Source organism: Agrobacterium sp. CFBP 3001, assembly GCF_027871605.1.
Taxonomy (GTDB): domain Bacteria; phylum Pseudomonadota; class Alphaproteobacteria; order Rhizobiales; family Rhizobiaceae; genus Agrobacterium; species Agrobacterium leguminum.
Window position 1 is genome coordinate 61719 of sequence record NZ_JAQAHD010000012.1, and the last position, 17736, is coordinate 79454.

The window sequence follows — 17736 nt, forward strand, 5'->3', positions numbered from 1 at the left end:
TCACACGGCGCAATCGTAGCCGATCCGGCGAATGATTTACCGCTAATAGAGCTAATCCAGCAAAGTGACTTGCATAAATCATCAAACCTTCCGTATGAGTTGAGTGGAAGGCTCGGAATTCAAAAATGGAACGAGTTTTCGCCGGGAGGCGTCCGATAGTTTCATTCGGTCGGCGCCCCATGGCGCTCACCGGGTCCCGCGACCCCCTTTAAGGAGACACCAGGATGAAACTGAAGACATTGACCAGCGTGACGCTTGCAGCGTCCTTCGCATTCGCACCCCTTGCTCATGCCGAAATCGTCATCGGCCTGATTGCGCCGCTCACCGGTCCTGTCGCCGCCTATGGCGACCAGGTGAAGAACGGCGCCCAGACGGCAGTCAATGAAATCAACAAGAAGGGCGGCATCCTCGGCGAACAGGTCGTGCTGAAGCTTGCCGATGACGGCGGTGAGCCGAAGCAGGGCGTTTCCGCAGCCAACCAGCTGGTTGCCGAAGGCATCCACTTCGTCGTCGGTCCGGTGACGTCCGGCGTCGCCATTCCGGCATCGGATGTCTTTGCCGAAAACGGCGTGCTGATGGTAACGCCGACGGCGACCGCGCCGGGCCTGACCAACCGGGGCCTTGCCAACGTTTTCCGCACCTGCGGTCGTGACGACCAGCAGGCCGAGGTTGCGGCGAAATATGTTCTCGCCAACCTCAAGGACAAGAAGATCGCCATCATTCACGACAAGGGCGCTTACGGCAAAGGTCTGGCGGACGCCTTCAAGACCACGCTGAATGCCGGTGGCGTGACCGAAGTTCTCTACGATGCGCTGACACCTGGCGAAAAGGATCTCGGTGCGCTGACGGCCCGTCTGAAGTCCGACAATGCCGACATCGTCTATTTCGGCGGTTACCATCCGGAAGCGGGTCTTCTGGTGCGCCAGTTGAAGGATATCGGTTCCAAGGCTGCCGTCATCGGCGGTGACGGCCTGTCGAACAGCGAGTTCTGGAACATCGGTTCGCAGGCTGGCGAAGGCACGATCTTCACTAACGCTTCCGACGCGCTGAAGAACGACGATTCCAAGGCCGCTGCCGAAGCGCTGAAGGCCGCTAACATTCCGGCGGAAGCCTTCACGCTCAATGCTTACGCTGCCGTGGAAGTGCTGAAGGCCGGCATCGAGAAGGCTGGAAGCGCCAAGGATTCCGAAGCGGTTGCCACGGCCCTGAAAAGCGGTGACGCTTTCCCGACCGCAATCGGCAAGGTGACCTACGGCGAAAACGGCGACCTGACCTCGCAGGCCTTCTCGCTGTTCAAGTGGCAGGACGGCAAGATCGTCGCAGCCGAATAAGCTGATCCTACCGGCCGCACCCTGTGCGGCCGGTATCGTTTTACGGCCGGAAAAGGGTTGGGGCAGCATGGGCGATGCCGGGAAGCGGACTGTTGGAGACATCGGCTTCGGGCGGATATTCCCGATCGTCAGAATTTTCGACGAGGCCAAGGCGCGGGAGTTTTATGTCGATTTTCTCGGTTTCGAGGTCGACTGGGAACATCGCTTCGGCGATAATTTCCCGCTTTACATGCAGGTTTCACGGGCCGGAATGGGGCTTCATCTCAGCGGCCATCACGGCGATGCGACGCCGGGCTCCAACATCTTCGCCACCATGCACGGCGTTCACGCCTATCAACAGGAACTGGCGGCGAAAGACTATCGCTTCATGAAGCCGGGCGTTGAAGAACTGCCATGGGGTGATGTGATGGAAGTGACCGATCCGTTCGGCAACCGCATTCGTTTCTGTGAGCAGAAAAGCGGAGAGTGATGTTTTGGGCCTGAGCGCAAGGCCCTTGACCTTGTTCTCCGTTTGAACGATAGAACGCGCAAATAGCGAACCGCGCGCACGGAGACCCCGTGCGCGCGGTTCGTGCGTTTTGGCAATCGGTCATGCAATTCGTTCGCATCCGCACGGGGGCAAAAATGAACAGTGAAGGCAATACGCTGGTCCGGAAGCTCGCATTCTGGAGCATTCCGCTTTCTTTCGGCGTGCTGGGCCTCAAGCTCGTGGCCTGGTGGGTCACGGGCTCGGTCGCGCTTTTATCGGACGGTCTGGAATCGACCGTCAACGTGGTCGCGGCCTTCATCGCCTATTTTGTCATTCGTTATGCGCAGAAGCCCGCCGATGACGACCACCAGTTCGGCCACCACAAGGCGGAATATATTTCCGCCGTCGTGGAGGGCGTGCTGATCGTCGTTGCCGCGCTTCTGATCGTGCAGGAAGCCTGGGGCGGTCTTTTCAACCCGAGGCTGCCGGAAGCACCGGCCCTTGGTCTTGCCATCAATGCGGCGGCGGGTGTCATCAACGCCATATGGGCGACGATCCTGATTCGTGTCGGCAAAAGACACGCCTCACCGGCACTGGCCGCCGACGGCCATCACATCATGTCCGATGTCGTGACCTCGGCAGGCGTTCTCGTCGGCCTCGTTCTGGCGCTGCTGACGGGTTATGCCATTCTCGATCCGCTGCTCGCCATTCTGGTGGCCATCAACATCCTGTTCCAGGGATCCAAGGTCATTCTGCATTCGCTTGGCGGGCTGATGGACCGGGCCGTGGAGCCGGAAGAGGACGAGGCGATCAAGAAGGCCATCGCCGAACATTGCGGCGGCGTCATTGGCGTCCATGATCTGAGGACACGCCGGGCCGGCTCGGCCGCCTTCATCGATTTTCACGTCGTGGTCCCTGCTGTCATGACGGTGCGCGAGGCGCATGATATTTGCGACCGCCTTGAAGATGCCATAAGGGACGTCATACCGGGCGCCAGCCTTGCCATTCACGTCGAGCCGGAAGGCGAAAAGGCGCATGGCGTCAAAGTGATTGTTTGAAAAACAGGAGTTTTCCATGTCCGTGACGGATGTTTCCGGCCTGTCGCAGCTGGGCACGAAGGTCGATACGCCAGAGAGCCCGGAAAAGGCCGTTCTCGAAAAGGTGCCGAACGGCAATGCCGGCACCGATTACGTGGTGCGCTTCACCGCACCCGAATTCACCTCGCTTTGCCCGATGACCGGCCAGCCGGATTTCGCCCATATCGTCATCGACTATATCGCCGGCGACTTTCTGGTGGAATCCAAGTCGCTGAAGCTGTTCCTGCAATCCTTCCGCAACCACGGTGCATTCCACGAGGATTGCTCGGTCTATATCGCCAGGCGGCTGGTGGACCTGTTACAGCCGAAATGGCTGCGTATCGGCGCTTACTGGTATCCGCGCGGCGGCATTCCGATCGACGTCTTCTGGCAGACCGGACCGGTGCCCGAGGGCGTGTGGCTGCCGGATCAGGGCGTTCCCACCTATCGCGGTCGCGGCTGATCCGGCTTCTACGAGATTAAAGGTTCAGGCGAACGAACCGTCGTCGCCTGAATCGAAATCCGCGTCGTCGGCGCTGTCGTCATCGGCCTGCTGGATGTCGTCGTCGTCGTTGTTCTGGGGGCTGGTGTTGTCGCCGTAATAATTATTGATGACGGTTTCCTCGACAGGCGCGTTACCCGCGGCATTGCCACCGCCGAAGGGCGAGCCAAGGCCGAGCGACGACATGTGGCTGCCGAAAATACCGCTCAGCGAATTGGCGAGCAGCATGCCGCCGGCGACACCTGCGGCCGTTCCGAGCGCCCCCTGCAAAAAACCACCGCCGGAAGAACGCCCGAATGCGGCGGGCTGCTGGCTCCAGGGACCGCCGGGTTGCTGGCCGGCTGGCGATCCCCAGGGACCCGCCGTCTGGCCGGCGGTATCGTTGCGCCATGAGGTTTGCGGGGCAGGGGCGGGTGTCGGCGCTGGCGGCTGTGACTGGCCGGTTCCGAAGATGGAACTCAGAAAGCCGCCCTGCGCTGCGGCCTGCGGGGCGCTATTGCCGCTTTCCAGCGCGTGGATACGGTCTTCGAGCTGCTTGATATGGGCTGCTGCCGCCTCCAGACCCTTTTCCTGAACGATCACCGCCTGGGCGAGATAATAAGGAGCTGCGGGCTGATCGCGCACGGCGTCTGCGATCAATGTTTCCGCCTCGCGGTCACGCGGGGTGGCGGATGCGGTTCTGGTCCTGTCGAACAGGGCCTTGAGAAGCTGGCTTTCTTCCGGTGACATATGATGCCTCCTTACCGTGAAGCGAAAATCCACGATAAGGAGGTAGGCCTCAATTCCGGCTTTTCAAAGCAGCCCGAATTTTAAATTTCGGTAATGATCGTCAACCGCCGAAGGCGAGCGAGAGACCCGCAATCGCCGTCAACGCGCCGACCGTGCGGCTTGCGACCGAGCCGAAACGGGCAATGCCGAGGCCGAGCGCGATGCCGGCCGCATGCAGGATGGCGGTGGCGATCATGAAGCCGATGCCGAATTGAAGCGCGCCGGCGCTGCCGAGTTCACCGCCATGGGCGTGGCCGTGGAAAAGCGCGAAAGCACCGACAACGGCCGCCGCCGCTGCCGTCGGAAGCCTTGCCGCCATGGCAACGAGCAGGCCGAGACCGATGACGGAGGCGAGAATGGCCGGTTCGACGAAGGGAAGCCCGATGCCATAAACAGCCATCAGGAAGCCGGCGGCCATGGTTCCGACGAAGGCGGAAGGCACGATCCACAGCGCCTTGCGGTCGCCCTGCGCCACGGCGATCTGCGAGGCCCAGATGCCGACGGCCACCATCGCCAGAATGTGATCCGCACCGAAGAACGGGTGGGAGACACCGGCCATGAAGGAGCCGTGTTCTTCCGGGTTCAAATGCGCGAAAGCGGGCAGGGCGGTAACGCCCAGTGCGGCGGCAGTGAGGCTTAGTCTTTTCAGCATGGTTCCCTCTTGAAATTATGGCCGTCCGCAACGGAATCTTGGGGCTTCCCGCAGCAGGCGGCGCTGCAATGAGGCGTCAAAGATATCGCGAAGGCAGACAGGCTGTCCATGCGTCATCTGCCGGGGGTGCTGTTTATTGTTGGCGGGCAAACCTTGCCTTTTTCTCTCATTGCCTTACGTAACAAGTCGCACTATGTCCGAAGGGCATGCACGAATTTTGCTGGAGAGAGCCGTTGATGAACGAAGACGAAGACGACAAGAGCAAGGAACTGCCGATCGGCAAGGAAACGGAAGCGAATCTTTTCAAGTCGCGTTCGATCTTCATCTATGGTGGCATCACGCAGGAACTGGCGCAGAAGGTCTGCACGCAGCTCGTGGCTCTCGCCGCCGCCAGCGACGACGACATTCGCGTTTACGTCAATTCGCCGGGCGGCCATGTCGAATCGGGTGATTCCATCCATGACATGATCAAGTTCATCAAGCCGAAGGTCTATATCATCGGCACGGGCTGGGTCGCTTCCGCCGGCGCGCTGATTTACGTTTCGGTGCCGAAGGAACGTCGCCTCTGCCTGCCGAACACCCGCTTCCTGCTGCACCAACCCTCCGGCGGTACGCGCGGCATGGCGTCCGACATCGAAATCCAGGCCCGCGAAATCATCAAGATGAACCAGCGCCTGATCAAGATCTTCTCCAAGGCCACCGGCCAGAGCGAAGAAAAGATCGCCAAGGATATCGATCGCGATTACTGGCTCGGTGCGGAAGAGGCCAAGGACTACGGCCTCGTCGGCAAGATCGTCGAAAGCCAGTCGGAACTCTGAGTTTTCGATTTTTCAGTTGAGAAAGCCCGTATCGGTGAAAACCGGTGCGGGCTTTTTCCTTTCAGGCCGGTGTTATTTCATCATGTCGCAGGCCTTCATCATGTCGGCCTTTTTCATCTTGTCCATTTCCATGCCGGCCTTGTGCATGCAGTCCTTTTTGCTGGCCTTCTTGCCGGTCATGGACATGCCATCCTTTTTCATCGTCTCCGTCTTCATGGTGTCGTTATGCATGGTATCCTTCTTCATCGTATCGGTTTTCATGCTGTCGGCATGGGCGATGCCTGCGAAGGAAAGAGCGGACAGAAGGGAAGCGGCGGCAATGGCGGTGAAAATGCGGGTCATGAAGGGTCTCCTCTGGACGTCGTTGAATGTCCGCCGGCATCGTGCCGGGGCTCACGATTGTCCATTCGGCCGGGAACGGCCGGCCGTTACATCTTCACGCGCTTGTGACGACAAGTTCGGGCGAGATTTTTTTAAAGCCACTATGTAACACTATCCTGCCGATTGCGAATAACCCGATAGTGACGATGACAGGCAGCCCTTCGGAAGAAACACTGAAAATGCTGATGCTGCGTTCCCTCGATGGGGACGAAGGCGCCTACAGGCATTTGCTTCATGCCCTGAGACGGCTGCTGATCGCCTATTACGGCCGGCGCATGGGAGCAGCTGCCAGAGGCGATGTCGAAGATCTTGTGCAGGAAACCCTGTTTTCGCTTCACGCCAAGCGGGAGACCTATGACCGTGCGCGACCCTTTACGGCCTGGTTCTTTTCGATAGCGCGCTACAAGCTCATTGATCACTATCGGGGCCGGGGTGCGCGCGTGCTGGCGGAAGTGGAACTCGATGAAACGCTGGAGGCGGAACCGTCCGTCGATGCGGTCACGGCCCGCATGGATGTGGAGCGGCTGCTTGATGAGTTACCGGAACGGCAGCGGGATCTCATTCGAAGGGTGAAGCTCGAAGGTCACTCAATTGCCGAAGCGGCGCAAAAATCCGGCCAGACCGAGCTTGCGGCGAGGGTCGGTATTCACAGAACGCTGAAAGTCCTGGCGGCAAAGTTGCGGGGGGACACGTGAGGAAGACGGAAGACATCATCGACCAACTGGCGGGCGATCTGAAACCCGTACGAGCTTTTGCGCTGGAGCGGAGGCTGGCGCTCGCCGCCTTGCCCGCGCTCGGCGTTTCGCTGCTGCTGATGGTCGTCATTCTGGGGCTGCGCAGCGATATGAATGACGCCATGACCGAACCGGGTTTCTGGGTCAAATCCGCCTATAATGTCCTGCTGGCCGTGACCGCATTTTTCGCCGTCATGCGTCTTGCGCGGCCGGACGGCGACAGGGGTGGCCTGTTTGCGTGGCTTGCGGTGATTTTCGTGGCCATGGCGGTCATCGCGCTCGTCCAGCTTGGATTTGCCGTGCCCGGCACCTACAGGACCCTCATTCTCGGATCGTCGGCGCTGCATTGCCCGTTTTTGATCGTTGCTTTCGCGCTGCCGCTGTTTATCGCGAATTTCTCGGTTCTCAGGCGTTCGGCTCCCGCTGATCCCAGGCTTGCGGGTTTTGCCTCGGGCATCGCAGCAGGTGCGGCCGGGGCATGGGTTTATTCGTGGTTCTGCACCGAAAACGGCATGGCTTTCGTGTTGATCTGGTATTCGCTGGGCATCCTGTTGACCGGCATCATCGGCGCTTTTGCCGGTTCACGTCTGCTCCGCTGGTGAAGGCATGATTGCCGATGCCGGCCCGGACATGGTCCAGAACCGGCATTCTGCTTCATGTGGATTTCACTGACCCAGATTGGCGGGAATTGCGAAAGCTGCAAACTGGGTGAACTGCTTGCCGGTGTTGAAATTGTCATCGGAAGCGATGACGAAGAGCTGCTTGCCATCCACCACCGGGCCGAAAGCGAAGCTTTCGATATTGTCGATATCGAGGCCGAAATCGCCTTCGTTGATTTCGAACCAGGCCGATTTGGATACGGCGGCCACGGATGCGGGATCGATCTTGTCCTTGCCGAGAATATTGTCGGCGCGGGACATGTCGGCGATGAAGAAGCGGATGTGATTGCCGACGCCGGAAGCGAAATTGCGCTCGACAGCGACGAAACGGCCATCCGGCAGGGCCGCGATGGCGGAAAGGCCGTTGTCGTTATATTTCGGCTCGGCGGCTGTCGGCGTCTTAGAGATAGGCTCGGTTACATAGACGTGCTCGGCGACCGGTTTCAGCGTCGCTGTGTCGATGACGAGGATGCGGGCCGGGCTGCCCGCCTGCGGGGTCGCCTTGGGGCCGTCCTGGGTGAGCGCATTTTCGGTGGCGGCGATCAGCCGGCCGGGCATCAGCGTCAGGCCTTCGAGAGCGAGGTTGTTCTGTACGCCCCTGGTCTTGGCGTCATCGACGAGATAGGCGTTTGGCAGTTCCAGCCGCTTCACATTGCTGCCGTCGAGGCCCGAGACGTAGAGCGCCGGCTGGTTCTTCAGGTCGCGTTCGGAGGACCAGTAGAGCTTGCCGCCCTTGCGGTCGAGCGCGATGCCTTCCGCATCGATGCCCTTCGGCGCAAAAGCAGCGCCGGTCTCGTCCTTCAATTCGCGCGTGGCGGCGATGTTGAGCGTGGCGGCGCCTTCCGCGACAGTCAGCTCCAGCTCGTAATAACGGGCCGGTCCTTTTTCCACGCGGTCATCGGAAATTGCGAGATAACGCCCGGTTTCGCTGTCAAAGGCGAGATCGGAAATGCCGCCGAAGGTGACGCCATCGATGGAGAGGCCTGATGGAACGACGATCTGGCCGAGAAAGGCCGGCGGCGGCGGGGTCTGGGCCGCGGCGGGCAAAGCCGCAAAACAGCAGGCGACGGTGGTGACGATGCGGAGCATGGCGAGGGTCCCTCTTGTGGCGGATGACCGGTTGTGGTGCAGCGAGGATTAGCGCCGTGCCGCTAAACTTTGATGACGTTTTCCATGCTGCCGTACCTGAAGTCTGGCGGCTCATCTTGCCAAGCGGCGTCTTTTTTGATCCTGAATATAATCACGCTTCATCCAAAGCGTGTCGCCATCCCCGGATTCGCGCGTCACGCTTCAGTTTTGTTTCTGCCTGTCGCCAATGCGGACCGCTGCGGTTGTTTGCGACAGACAGCAGGCCGCAGAGTGCTTCATGCTGAAAGATTTTTCCGTTCAGAGCCTGTTCATGGGCTGCCTCACCGCCTTTGTCGGTTTCGCCAGCTCCTTCGCCGTCGTGCTGCAGGGCCTGAAAGCTGTCGGCGCGACGGATTTCGAGGCGGCGTCGGGGCTGATGGCGCTTTCGGTGGCGATGGGGCTTTGCGCCATTATTCTCTCCGCCGCCACGCGGCTACCCATCAGCATCGCCTGGTCGACACCGGGTGCGGCGCTGCTTGCGACCACCGGCGTCATTGAGGGCGGCTTTCCGGCGGCCGTCGGCGGGTTCATCATCTGCGCCATCCTGATTATCATCGCCGGCCTGTTCCGGCCCCTGGGAAAGGCGGTCGCCTCCATTCCAGCGCCCCTTGCCAATGCCATGCTCTCTGGCGTCATCATCGGCCTGTGTTTTGCGCCCATCAAGGCCATCGGCTTCAACCCGGCGCTGGGATTGCCCATCATCCTCGCCTGGATCGTGGTGGGAGCATTCAAACGGCTGTTCGCCGTGCCCGCCGCCCTTGCCGCCTTCGTGCTGGTGATGATTTTTGGCGTCGAAATTCCGGCGGGTGCGCTGGACAGCGTAGCGCAATCGCTGACACCGCCGATGGAGTGGGTAACGCCCGTCTTCAGTCTCCACGCGGTTGTCTCCATCGCGCTGCCGCTCTTCATCGTCACCATGGCCTCGCAGAATATTCCCGGCATCGCGGTGCTGAAGGTCAATCATTACGATCCGCAGCCCGGACCGCTTTTCGCCTCGACCGGCTTTTTCTCGCTGCTTTCCGCACCTTTTGGCGGCCATGCCGTCAATCTTGCGGCGATTACGGCTGCCATGTGTGCTGGCGAGGACGCCCATCCCGATCCAAAGCGGCGTTACTGGGCGGCGATCATCGGCGGTGTCGGCTATATTATTTTTGGCCTTTTGGCGGGCGTGGTCACCGCCTTCGTGGCGCTGGCGCCGCCCATCCTCATTCAGGCGGTGGCGGGGCTGGCACTGGTCGGCGCCTTTTCCGGCTCCGCTGTCGCAGCCTTCAGGGAGCCGGAAACCCGCGAGGCGGCGGCCATCACTTTCCTCATCACGGCCTCCGGCCTTTCCTTTGGCGGCATTTCCGGGGCCTTCTGGGGCTTGATCGGCGGCGGGCTGATGATGGCGTTGCAGCGAATGGTGAAGCGTGGTTAGATAGGGAGCTTATTGTTTTAAAGAAATACTATTTATGGATTTCGAATTCGATCCTGCCAAAAGTGAAAGTAACAAAGACAAACACGGAATAGATTTCGTCGAGGCAAGAGCGCTTTGGCTGGACGAGAAAAGACTCGTCGTTCCTCTCGAAACCACGTCGGAAGAGCGGTATATTATGGTCGCCCAATTACGCGGAAAGTGCTGGAGCGCCATTTACACTTACAGAAATGACCGGTTGCGTATCATCTCCGTCAGGCGTTCCAGAGACAAGGAAAGGCAGCGTTATGAAGACGATCAGCGCTGAAGAATTTGACAGGAAATTCGACGATGGCGAAGACATCGACGATTATCTCGACTGGTCCAAGGCAAGCCGTCCGGGACTGGAAATGGTGCATGTCGATATCGATCTGCCTGAAAAGCTTTTGCGGAAAGTAGATGCGGAAGCGGTGCGCCTTGGCAGGACACGACAATCCCTGATGGCCGAATGGATTGCCGAAAGGCTGGAGAGCGGCAGGCAGGGAAAATAACCGGCGCACGGCACAAGATCACTTGTCAGACCGCCAGCCGCTGTTTATACACATCGCCATGAGCAACAGCATCGCAACCATTTTTGGCATGAGCGCGCAGATTTCTGCGAAGGCCTCGCCGTGCGGTGCACTCTCGCTTCTTAGCCTCGACCTTACACGCGGTTGCCGGGTCCAGTGAGGAGCGCCCGGCGGCCGAAAGCCCGCTGGCGCTAACGCTCCTCATCTCGAAATCTCATTTTATACTGGATTTAGGCCCTGAAGGGCCGCGCATCCGCCGATGGCGAAAGACGCCCGCGGACCGCGCATGGAGGAAGCGAAATGGACGGCAAGATCACCAATATTTCCAAGGGCATGGCTGACGCGAGCGTGAAGTATCGCCCTTATCCCACCATCAATATCCCCGACCGTAAATGGCCGGGCAAGACCATCGATAAGGCCCCTATCTGGTGTTCGGTGGACCTGCGCGACGGCAACCAGTCGCTGGTCAACCCTATGGGTCACGACCGCAAGGCCCGCATGTTCAAGCTGCTCTTGGAAATGGGCTTCAAGGAAATCGAGATCGGTTTTCCTTCCGCCTCGCAGACGGATTTCGATTTCGCCCGCTGGTGCGTGGAAGAGGGCAATGTGCCTGACGATGTCTCCCTGCAGGTGCTGGTGCAATGCCGCCCGGAGCTGATCACCCGCACCTTCGAGGCGCTGGAGGGCGCCAACAAGCCGATCATCCACTTCTACAATTCCACTTCGGAATTGCAGCGCCGCGTGGTGTTCGGCAAGGATGTGCACGGCATCAAGCAGATTGCCGTCGATGCAGCCAAGATGATCACCGATATGGCGGCGAAGGCTGGCGGCGGTTACCGCTTCGAATATTCGCCCGAGAGCTTTACCGGCACCGAGCTGGAAGTGGCGCTGGAAATCTGCAACGCCGTGGTCGAGGTGGTGAAGCCGACGGCCGACAACAAGCTGATCCTGAACCTGCCCTCGACGGTGGAAATGGCGACGCCGAACATCTATGCCGACCAGATCGAATGGATGTGCCGCAATATCGACAATCGCGAAAACGTCATCATCTCCCTGCATCCGCATAATGACCGTGGCACCGGAATCGCCGCGACCGAGCTGGGCCTGATGGCCGGTGCGGACCGTGTCGAAGGAACGCTGTTCGGCAATGGCGAACGCACGGGTAACGTCGATGTCGTGACGCTGGCGCTGAACATGTATACGCAGGGTGTCGATCCGGAGCTGGATTGCCGCGATATCGAGCGCATCAAGGCGGTCTATGAATATTCCAACGAGATGACGATCCCTGAGCGCCACCCCTATGTCGGCGAGCTGGTTTACACCGCCTTTTCCGGCTCGCATCAGGATGCGATCAACAAGGGCATGAAGGCGATCAAGGTCGCCAACCATCCGGTCTGGGAAGTGCCCTATCTGCCGATCGATCCGAAGGATGTAGGCCGCTCCTATGAGGCGATCATCCGCATCAACTCGCAATCCGGCAAGGGCGGCATCGCCTATATTCTCCAGCAGGATTACGGCATCAACCTGCCGCGCAACCTGCAGGTGGAATTCCGCGAGGATATTCAGCGCATCACCGATGAAGAGGGTGTCGAACTGCCGGCCAAGCGCATCTACGAGCGCTTTATCGAGCGTTACGTGACGCAGCCGAATGCGCGCATCAAATTCGTCGATCACCACACCTATCCGGCCGGCGATTTCAAGGGCGTGCGCATCGTTGCTGCCGAAATCACCGATAATGGCGAGGTGAAGCGCATCGAGGGCAAGGGCACCGGCCCGATCGACGGGTTCATCAATGCGCTGTCGGTTTATCTCGGCATTGACCTGTCGGTAAATGATTATTCCGAGCATTCGCTGCAGCATGGCTCGAACGCTTCGGCCATCGCTTATGTCGAGATGGAGCATCCGGGCGGTAAGCTGTTCGGGGCAGGCGTCAATACGAATATCGTAGCGGCGTCGCTGGAGGCGATTGTTTCGGCGGCCAATCGGGTGCTGGAAGAGCGGGCGAGGTAAGTGGGCCTTGAGGGTGGGGCAGGGCACCCCCCTCTGTCCTGCCGGACATCTCCCCCTCAAGGGGGGAGATCAGCAGGAGGCGCTACCGCCACTTCATTCGCAAACGTTGAGATGGGCGAGACCTAACCACGAGTCGATCTCCCCCCTTGAGGGGGAGATGCCCGGCAGGGCAGAGGGGGGTGAAGCCACACGCTCCAACCTCACGGTAGCGAACGCTATTCCACCCGCAATGAAAACCCCAGCGGCCGCCCGTTTTCATAAAACACCCGCACATCCTCCAGCGCCACGCCCGTACCCGTCTCATTGAGGCTGTGACGCTCACAGGCGACGTTCCATGTGCCGGGGCCACCGGAGATATGGAAGAGATTATAGGCCGCGCGCGGTTTTTCACCGCCGGGTCCCTGGCTGGCGGAGGAAATGCCGACGACCGGGATGTGGTCTTCCCCATGATGCGTATTCAGCCAGTAGACCGTGTTGAGATGGGTATGGCCATGCAGCACGAGTTCCGCGCCGCCGACGCCCAGCGCCGCTGCGAAACGGCGGATGCCGATCATGCGCTTGTGGGTGGGGGAAGCGCCCCGAATCGGCGGGTGATGGATCATCACCACCCGGAACAGCCCCTGTTCACCGGCTTTTTTCAAGAGCTCCGCCGTGGCGCGGGCCTGCCGGTTGCCGAAATAACCGGTTGCCGAAAAGGGCGGTGTCGCAATCGAGGTGGAGCAGCCAATGAGTGCGACGGGACCGCGCACGCGCATATAGGGGAAAATCTTGCGGTCGTCGTCCCATTCCGGCGGATCGCCATCGCCACGAACATAGGGATACCAGGCCTGCATGGCCTTGTCGTGCGCGCCGGAAACATAGGCGTCGTGATTGCCGGGAACGACGGAGGTTTTTTCGGGATCGCCCACCTCCTCCAGCCAGTCGGCGGCGGCGCGGATTTCAATCCCGGTCGCAAGATTGACGAGATCGCCGGTAATAGCCAGATGGTCCGGTGACTTTGTCTCCAGATCGTCGAGCAGTTTTTCCAGCGTATCGGTGAAGAGATGCTTGCGGCGGTTGCGGTGCCAGTTGACAAAACCGGTGATACGCTTGGATGCAAGTTCGCGGAAAGTGAGTTTTGGCAGTGGCCCCAAATGGACGTCTGAAATATGCGCAAGTTTGAACATGGCGGCAGAGATAACCTATGATATGCCGCGCGTCCAATGAAAGCCGGCAGGCGGGGAGAAACAAGGGTGAATGACGAAACAACCGGGCGGCAGGCCCGTCCGTTCCATATGCGTGTCTTCATCCGTTTTCTGCATTTCGTTTTTCTGTTCACGCGCGGCGCCACCCTTGGCGTGCGTGCGGCCTGTTTCGATGAAAAGGGCAGAATTTTTCTGGTGCGGCACACCTATCTGCCGGGCTGGTATCTGCCGGGCGGCGGGGTGGAACGTGGTGAAACGCTGCTCGTGGCGCTGCACAAGGAAATCCGCGAGGAAGGCAATCTCGAAGCAGCTTCCAGGCCGGAGCTTTTCCATGTCTATCTCAATCTGGAAGGCAGCAATCGCGATCATGTTGCGCTCTACCGGCTTGACGTCACCCAGACCAAACCGAAAAAGCCGGATCATGAAATTGCCGAAAGCGGCTTTTTCGACCTGTCGGAGCTGCCGGAAGGGGTGACGGCCGCCACCCGTCGCCGCCTCGCCGAGCTTGCCGGCGAAGCGGCGATCGCCGATCACTGGTAGCGGCGGCGGCTCTCCGTCAGGAGAGCGCCTCGCGGCCATGGGCCATGGTCAGGTCCAGTTCCGGGCCGACGGGCACGATGCCGGTCGGGTTGATGGTGCGGTGGCTGCGGTAATAATGCTCCTTGATGTGGCGCATATCCACCGTCTCCGGCACGCCCGGCGTCTGGTAAAGATCGCGCAGGTAATCCGTCAGGTGCGGATAGTCGTGGATGCGGCGGATATTGCATTTGAAATGGCCGACATAGACGGGGTCAAACCGCACCATCGTCGTGAACAGGCGCCAGTCCGCTTCCGTCTGTTCCGCACCGAACAGGAAACGCCGGTCCTTCAGGCGATCCTCCAGCATATCCAGCGTTTCGAACACTTTTACGGCATTCTGCTGATAGGCATCCTGAGTGGTGGCGAAGCCGGCCTTGTAGACGCCGTTATTGACTGTGTCGTAGATCACGTCGTTCAGTGCGTCGATCTCGCTGCGTAGCGCTTCGGGATAATAATCGGCCTGCGAGCCGGTGAGATCGTTGAAGGCGGAATTGAACATGCGGATGATTTCCGCCGATTCATTGGAGACGATGGTGCCGCGCTTTTTGTCCCAGAGCACCGGCACGGTGACGCGCCCCGAATATTTGGGGTCCGCCTTTGTGTAGACCTGCCAGAGTGCGGAGGAGCCGAAGAGGCGATCCTCGGTCGCGCCCGGCGTGCGCTCGCCCTCAGGCTTGAATTCCCAGCCGTTTTCCAGCATCAGCGGATCGACGACGGAGACGGAAATCAGGTCTTCCAGCTTTTTGAGCTTGCGGAAAATCAGGGTGCGGTGCGCCCAGGGGCAGGCGAAGGAGACATAGAGGTGGTAACGGTCCTTCTCGGCCTCGAACCCGCCTTCTCCGGAAGGGCCGGGTGCGCCATCCGCTGTGATCCAGTTGCGGAATTGCGAGGCGCTACGCTTGAAGTGCCCCTTGGTTTCCTTGGTGTCATACCAGACGTCTTTCCATACGCCTTCCACCAGCATGCCCATGACGATCTCCTTAATTGTTTCCTTTTGAGCGATCCTAACCGTTCTGCACTCTTCCGCGAACCCGCAAGGCGTTGAACAATGCGTTTCCGGTCCTGTGGAAACTGAATGGGATAGCGCAGAGATTTGTTCTGGACGGGTGAGAATTTTCCTGATAACTGCAATTTTCACAAATCTGAGGAAATTGCTGACTATGATCGAACCACGGATGCTCCGACGACGCTGACGCTCCTGAACGCCCTTACCGGCGCAGCCGTCATCTATTGTCGCATCCGCATTCTGGAAGTTTCGGTCTCTTCATGTCCAAGCACGATCTTGTCTACCTCACCGAGGACGCGTCGCACGACGACATCATCGACGTCATCAACGAAGAAGCATTCGGTCCCGGCAGGCATACCCGTGCCGCAGCGCGCATTCGTGAGCAGGGGCCGCATGACCGGTCGCTGTCCTTCGTCTGCGCCGATGATGGCGAAACCATTGCCTCGGTGCGCATGACGCCGGTTCTGGCGGGCGGGGTGAAGGGCCATATGCTCGGGCCCCTTGCGGTTCGGCCCTCGCACAAGAACAAGGGCATCGGCCGGGAACTCGTCCGGATCGCCATTGCCGCCGCCCGGCGAAAGGGCTCCGAAGCGGTGATCCTGATCGGCGATCCGCCCTATTACATGCCGCTCGGTTTCGAGAAGGTCGCTTATGCGGCGCTCGATTTTCCCGGCCCGGTGGACCCGAACCGCGTGCTCGTCGTGCCGATTGGCGACGACGTGCACCAGCGGCTGAAGGGCAAGATCGGCTGGCGCAAATGCGAGGCCGTGATGCCGGCCGCCACGGCGGAAGATGAGGGTTTTGAGGAGCCGCTCAGGGTTTACGGGTGAAGATTTTTCTTCTCACCATGAGACTATCCCTTCCGTCATTCCGGCCTTGAGCCGGAATCCAGCCGACGCGCGTCGGCGCGGCGAAAGAATCTTTTTTCAGCCCAAGGACTTGGGCTGGCTGGACCCCGGATCTAATCCGGGGTGACGGAAGGGATGTTGCGAATTACGGGAACCATCGAGACTGCCGTGCCAATCCTCGTGTGGTAAAATCTATCGTCCGGTAGTCTGTCTCGAAACAGCGCGTCTCCCTCCACAGAATTCAATTCCGTTTCCTTCCCCCATGCGATAGCTAGGGAAAGTCGATTTCTGCAAGGGGGCGGACATGACGGCAATCACCATGAATGATGCGCTGGAGCGCGCGGGCGCAGGCGCCTATCAACGGCGTCTGATGGGCATATTTGGCCTTGTCTGGGCGGCGGATGCCATGCAGGTTCTTGCGGTTGGCTTCACCGCCGCCTCGATTGCCGCAACCTTCGGGCTGACGGTGCCGCAGGCGTTGCAGACTGGCACGGCGTTCTTTTTCGGCATGCTGCTGGGTGCTGCCGGTTTCGGGCGGCTGGCGGATCGTTACGGGCGTCGCCGCGTGCTGATCGTCACCGTGGCCTGCGATGCGCTGTTCGGTGTGCTTTCGGTATTCGCGCCTGATTTCACTATTCTGCTCGTTCTGCGCTTTCTCACCGGTGCTGCCGTGGGCGGCACGCTGCCGGTGGATTATGCGATGATGGCCGAATTCCTGCCCGCCAAGAATCGCGGCCGCTGGCTGGTCTTTCTGGAGGGTTTCTGGGCTGTCGGCACGCTGATCGTGGCGCTGGCGGCCTGGGGCGCCAGCCTTGCCGGCGTCGCAGATTCGTGGCGGTATATATTCGCGGTGACGGCTTTTCCGGCGCTTCTCGGCCTTGGCCTTCGTTTTCTGGTGCCGGAATCGCCGCTTTACCTGCTGCGCAGCGGGCGGTTGGAGGAGGCCAAGGCCGTCGTCAACCGCATGCTGGTGACGAATGGGCGCCCGCCGCTCGATGCCGGGACCGGGCTTTTCCAGCCTGACGTTGGCAAAGGGCAGGGGATATTTTCGCCGGCGCTCCGGCAGCGCAGCATCATGATCCTCGCCATCTGGTTCCTCGTTTCCGTTTCCTATTACGGCGTCTTCACCTGGATGCCGGCGAAACTGGCCGGAGACGGGTTCGGTTTCGTGCGCGGTTACGGGTTTCTGGTGCTGGTGGCATTGGCGCAGATCCCGGGTTATGCGCTTGCCGCCTATGGCGTTGAAAAATGGGGCCGCAAGCCGACGCTGATCGGCTTCTGCCTGCTGTCTGCGCTCGGTTGCCTGCTGTTCACGCTCGCGGCCGGGGGCGTCATGATTGCGGCTTCACTGCTGATAATGAGTTTTGCCCTTCTCGGCACTTGGGGCGCGCTCTATGCCTTTACGCCGGAGCTTTATCCGACCGAATCGCGCGCAACCGGCATGGGAGCAGCGGGCGCCATGGCACGGCTTGGCGGCCTGCTAGCGCCGTCTCTTCTCGGTTATGCGATTGCGCAGGGTTTTGGCGTCGCAATCGGCATTTTTGCCGGGCTGCTGGTTCTTGCCGCCATTGCGGCGACGATGATCAATGCGGAAACCCGGCAGGTGGCGCTGACCTGACGCGTCGTTTC

The 17736-nt window shown here is 60.1% G+C and carries 20 protein-coding genes; 14 read left to right on the forward strand and 6 right to left on the reverse strand.

Annotated elements, in window-relative coordinates; translation table 11 throughout:
* The first annotated feature begins 224 nt into the window (after positions 1–224).
* From PH605_RS16040 to queF, 4 genes are all read left to right on the forward strand, one after another.
* Complete coding sequence (locus PH605_RS16040) at positions 225–1331, forward strand: branched-chain amino acid ABC transporter substrate-binding protein (protein ID WP_065655678.1); 1107 nt, start codon at positions 225–227, stop codon at positions 1329–1331.
* 67 nt (positions 1332–1398) lie between these two features.
* Positions 1399–1800, forward strand: a complete 402-nt coding sequence (locus tag PH605_RS16045; protein WP_078051762.1) for a glyoxalase superfamily protein — start codon at positions 1399–1401, stop codon at positions 1798–1800.
* Positions 1801–1955: 155 nt separating this feature from the next.
* Entirely contained in the window at positions 1956–2858 is a 903-nt protein-coding gene (locus tag PH605_RS16050) for a cation diffusion facilitator family transporter (RefSeq protein ID WP_080857066.1), read from the forward strand.
* 16 nt (positions 2859–2874) lie between these two features.
* Entirely contained in the window at positions 2875–3339 is a 465-nt protein-coding gene (gene queF, locus PH605_RS16055) for a preQ(1) synthase (RefSeq protein WP_142845426.1), read from the forward strand.
* A gap of 24 nt (positions 3340–3363) precedes the next feature.
* Here queF and PH605_RS16060 read toward each other — a convergent pair whose 3' ends face one another.
* Positions 3364–4107 (reverse strand): DUF2076 domain-containing protein, encoded by a 744-nt coding sequence (locus PH605_RS16060; protein WP_142845427.1) that lies wholly within the window; start codon positions 4105–4107, stop codon positions 3364–3366.
* A 100-nt stretch (positions 4108–4207) separates the two neighbouring features.
* The gene (locus PH605_RS16065; protein WP_065655682.1) at positions 4208–4798 is read right to left on the reverse strand and encodes a HupE/UreJ family protein; all 591 of its coding nucleotides are present in this window, start codon (positions 4796–4798) and stop codon (positions 4208–4210) included.
* Positions 4799–5034: 236 nt separating this feature from the next.
* Here PH605_RS16065 and PH605_RS16070 point away from each other — a divergent pair, with 236 nt between their 5' ends.
* Positions 5035–5616 (forward strand): ATP-dependent Clp protease proteolytic subunit, encoded by a 582-nt coding sequence (locus tag PH605_RS16070; RefSeq protein WP_003523060.1) that lies wholly within the window; start codon positions 5035–5037, stop codon positions 5614–5616.
* Between the two features lie 72 nt (positions 5617–5688).
* Here the strand turns inward: PH605_RS16070 and PH605_RS16075 are convergent, their stop codons facing one another.
* Positions 5689–5958 (reverse strand): pentapeptide MXKDX repeat protein, encoded by a 270-nt coding sequence (locus PH605_RS16075; RefSeq protein ID WP_003523062.1) that lies wholly within the window; start codon positions 5956–5958, stop codon positions 5689–5691.
* Between the two features lie 185 nt (positions 5959–6143).
* Here PH605_RS16075 and PH605_RS16080 point away from each other — a divergent pair, with 185 nt between their 5' ends.
* Both PH605_RS16080 and PH605_RS16085 read left to right on the forward strand, forming a co-directional pair.
* The gene (locus tag PH605_RS16080) at positions 6144–6692 is read left to right on the forward strand and encodes a sigma-70 family RNA polymerase sigma factor (RefSeq protein ID WP_142845475.1); all 549 of its coding nucleotides are present in this window, start codon (positions 6144–6146) and stop codon (positions 6690–6692) included.
* Positions 6689–7333: an NrsF family protein gene (locus PH605_RS16085; RefSeq protein WP_142845428.1), complete on the forward strand. Its 645-nt coding sequence runs from the start codon at positions 6689–6691 to the stop codon at positions 7331–7333. Before PH605_RS16080 ends, PH605_RS16085 begins: the two co-directional genes overlap by 4 nt.
* Positions 7334–7396: 63 nt before the next feature.
* Here the strand turns inward: PH605_RS16085 and PH605_RS16090 are convergent, their stop codons facing one another.
* A complete protein-coding gene (locus tag PH605_RS16090) occupies positions 7397–8479 on the reverse strand; it encodes an esterase-like activity of phytase family protein (RefSeq protein ID WP_142845429.1) in 1083 nt (360 codons plus the stop codon).
* A 277-nt stretch (positions 8480–8756) separates the two neighbouring features.
* Between PH605_RS16090 and PH605_RS16095 the strand changes: the two genes are divergently transcribed.
* From PH605_RS16095 to leuA, 4 genes are all read left to right on the forward strand, one after another.
* Positions 8757–9935, forward strand: a complete 1179-nt coding sequence (locus PH605_RS16095) for a benzoate/H(+) symporter BenE family transporter (protein WP_078051769.1) — start codon at positions 8757–8759, stop codon at positions 9933–9935.
* A 34-nt stretch (positions 9936–9969) separates the two neighbouring features.
* Complete coding sequence (locus PH605_RS16100; RefSeq protein WP_137003859.1) at positions 9970–10239, forward strand: BrnT family toxin; 270 nt, start codon at positions 9970–9972, stop codon at positions 10237–10239.
* Positions 10220–10462: a type II toxin-antitoxin system BrnA family antitoxin gene (gene brnA / locus PH605_RS16105; protein WP_170985846.1), complete on the forward strand. Its 243-nt coding sequence runs from the start codon at positions 10220–10222 to the stop codon at positions 10460–10462. Before PH605_RS16100 ends, brnA begins: the two co-directional genes overlap by 20 nt.
* A 318-nt stretch (positions 10463–10780) precedes the next feature.
* On the forward strand, positions 10781–12490 hold the full coding sequence (leuA, locus tag PH605_RS16110) for a 2-isopropylmalate synthase (protein ID WP_142845430.1): 1710 nt from the start codon (positions 10781–10783) through the stop codon (positions 12488–12490).
* 215 nt (positions 12491–12705) lie between these two features.
* Here leuA and PH605_RS16115 read toward each other — a convergent pair whose 3' ends face one another.
* On the reverse strand, positions 12706–13656 hold the full coding sequence (locus PH605_RS16115; RefSeq protein WP_142845431.1) for a metallophosphoesterase family protein: 951 nt from the start codon (positions 13654–13656) through the stop codon (positions 12706–12708).
* Between the two features lie 66 nt (positions 13657–13722).
* On the opposite strand from PH605_RS16115, the gene PH605_RS16120 reads away from it, so the two are divergent.
* A complete protein-coding gene (locus PH605_RS16120; RefSeq protein ID WP_104679564.1) occupies positions 13723–14214 on the forward strand; it encodes an NUDIX domain-containing protein in 492 nt (163 codons plus the stop codon).
* 16 nt (positions 14215–14230) lie between these two features.
* Here PH605_RS16120 and PH605_RS16125 read toward each other — a convergent pair whose 3' ends face one another.
* Positions 14231–15223, reverse strand: coding sequence for a glutathione S-transferase family protein (locus PH605_RS16125; RefSeq protein ID WP_125146623.1), 993 nt, complete (start codon positions 15221–15223; stop codon positions 14231–14233).
* Between the two features lie 296 nt (positions 15224–15519).
* On the opposite strand from PH605_RS16125, the gene PH605_RS16130 reads away from it, so the two are divergent.
* Both PH605_RS16130 and PH605_RS16135 read left to right on the forward strand, forming a co-directional pair.
* Positions 15520–16089 carry a GNAT family N-acetyltransferase gene (locus tag PH605_RS16130; RefSeq protein ID WP_142845432.1) on the forward strand — a complete coding sequence of 190 codons (570 nt, stop codon included), beginning with the start codon at positions 15520–15522 and terminating at the stop codon, positions 16087–16089.
* Between the two features lie 322 nt (positions 16090–16411).
* Positions 16412–17725 (forward strand): MFS transporter, encoded by a 1314-nt coding sequence (locus PH605_RS16135; protein ID WP_142845433.1) that lies wholly within the window; start codon positions 16412–16414, stop codon positions 17723–17725.
* The last annotated feature ends 11 nt before the right edge of the window (positions 17726–17736 follow it).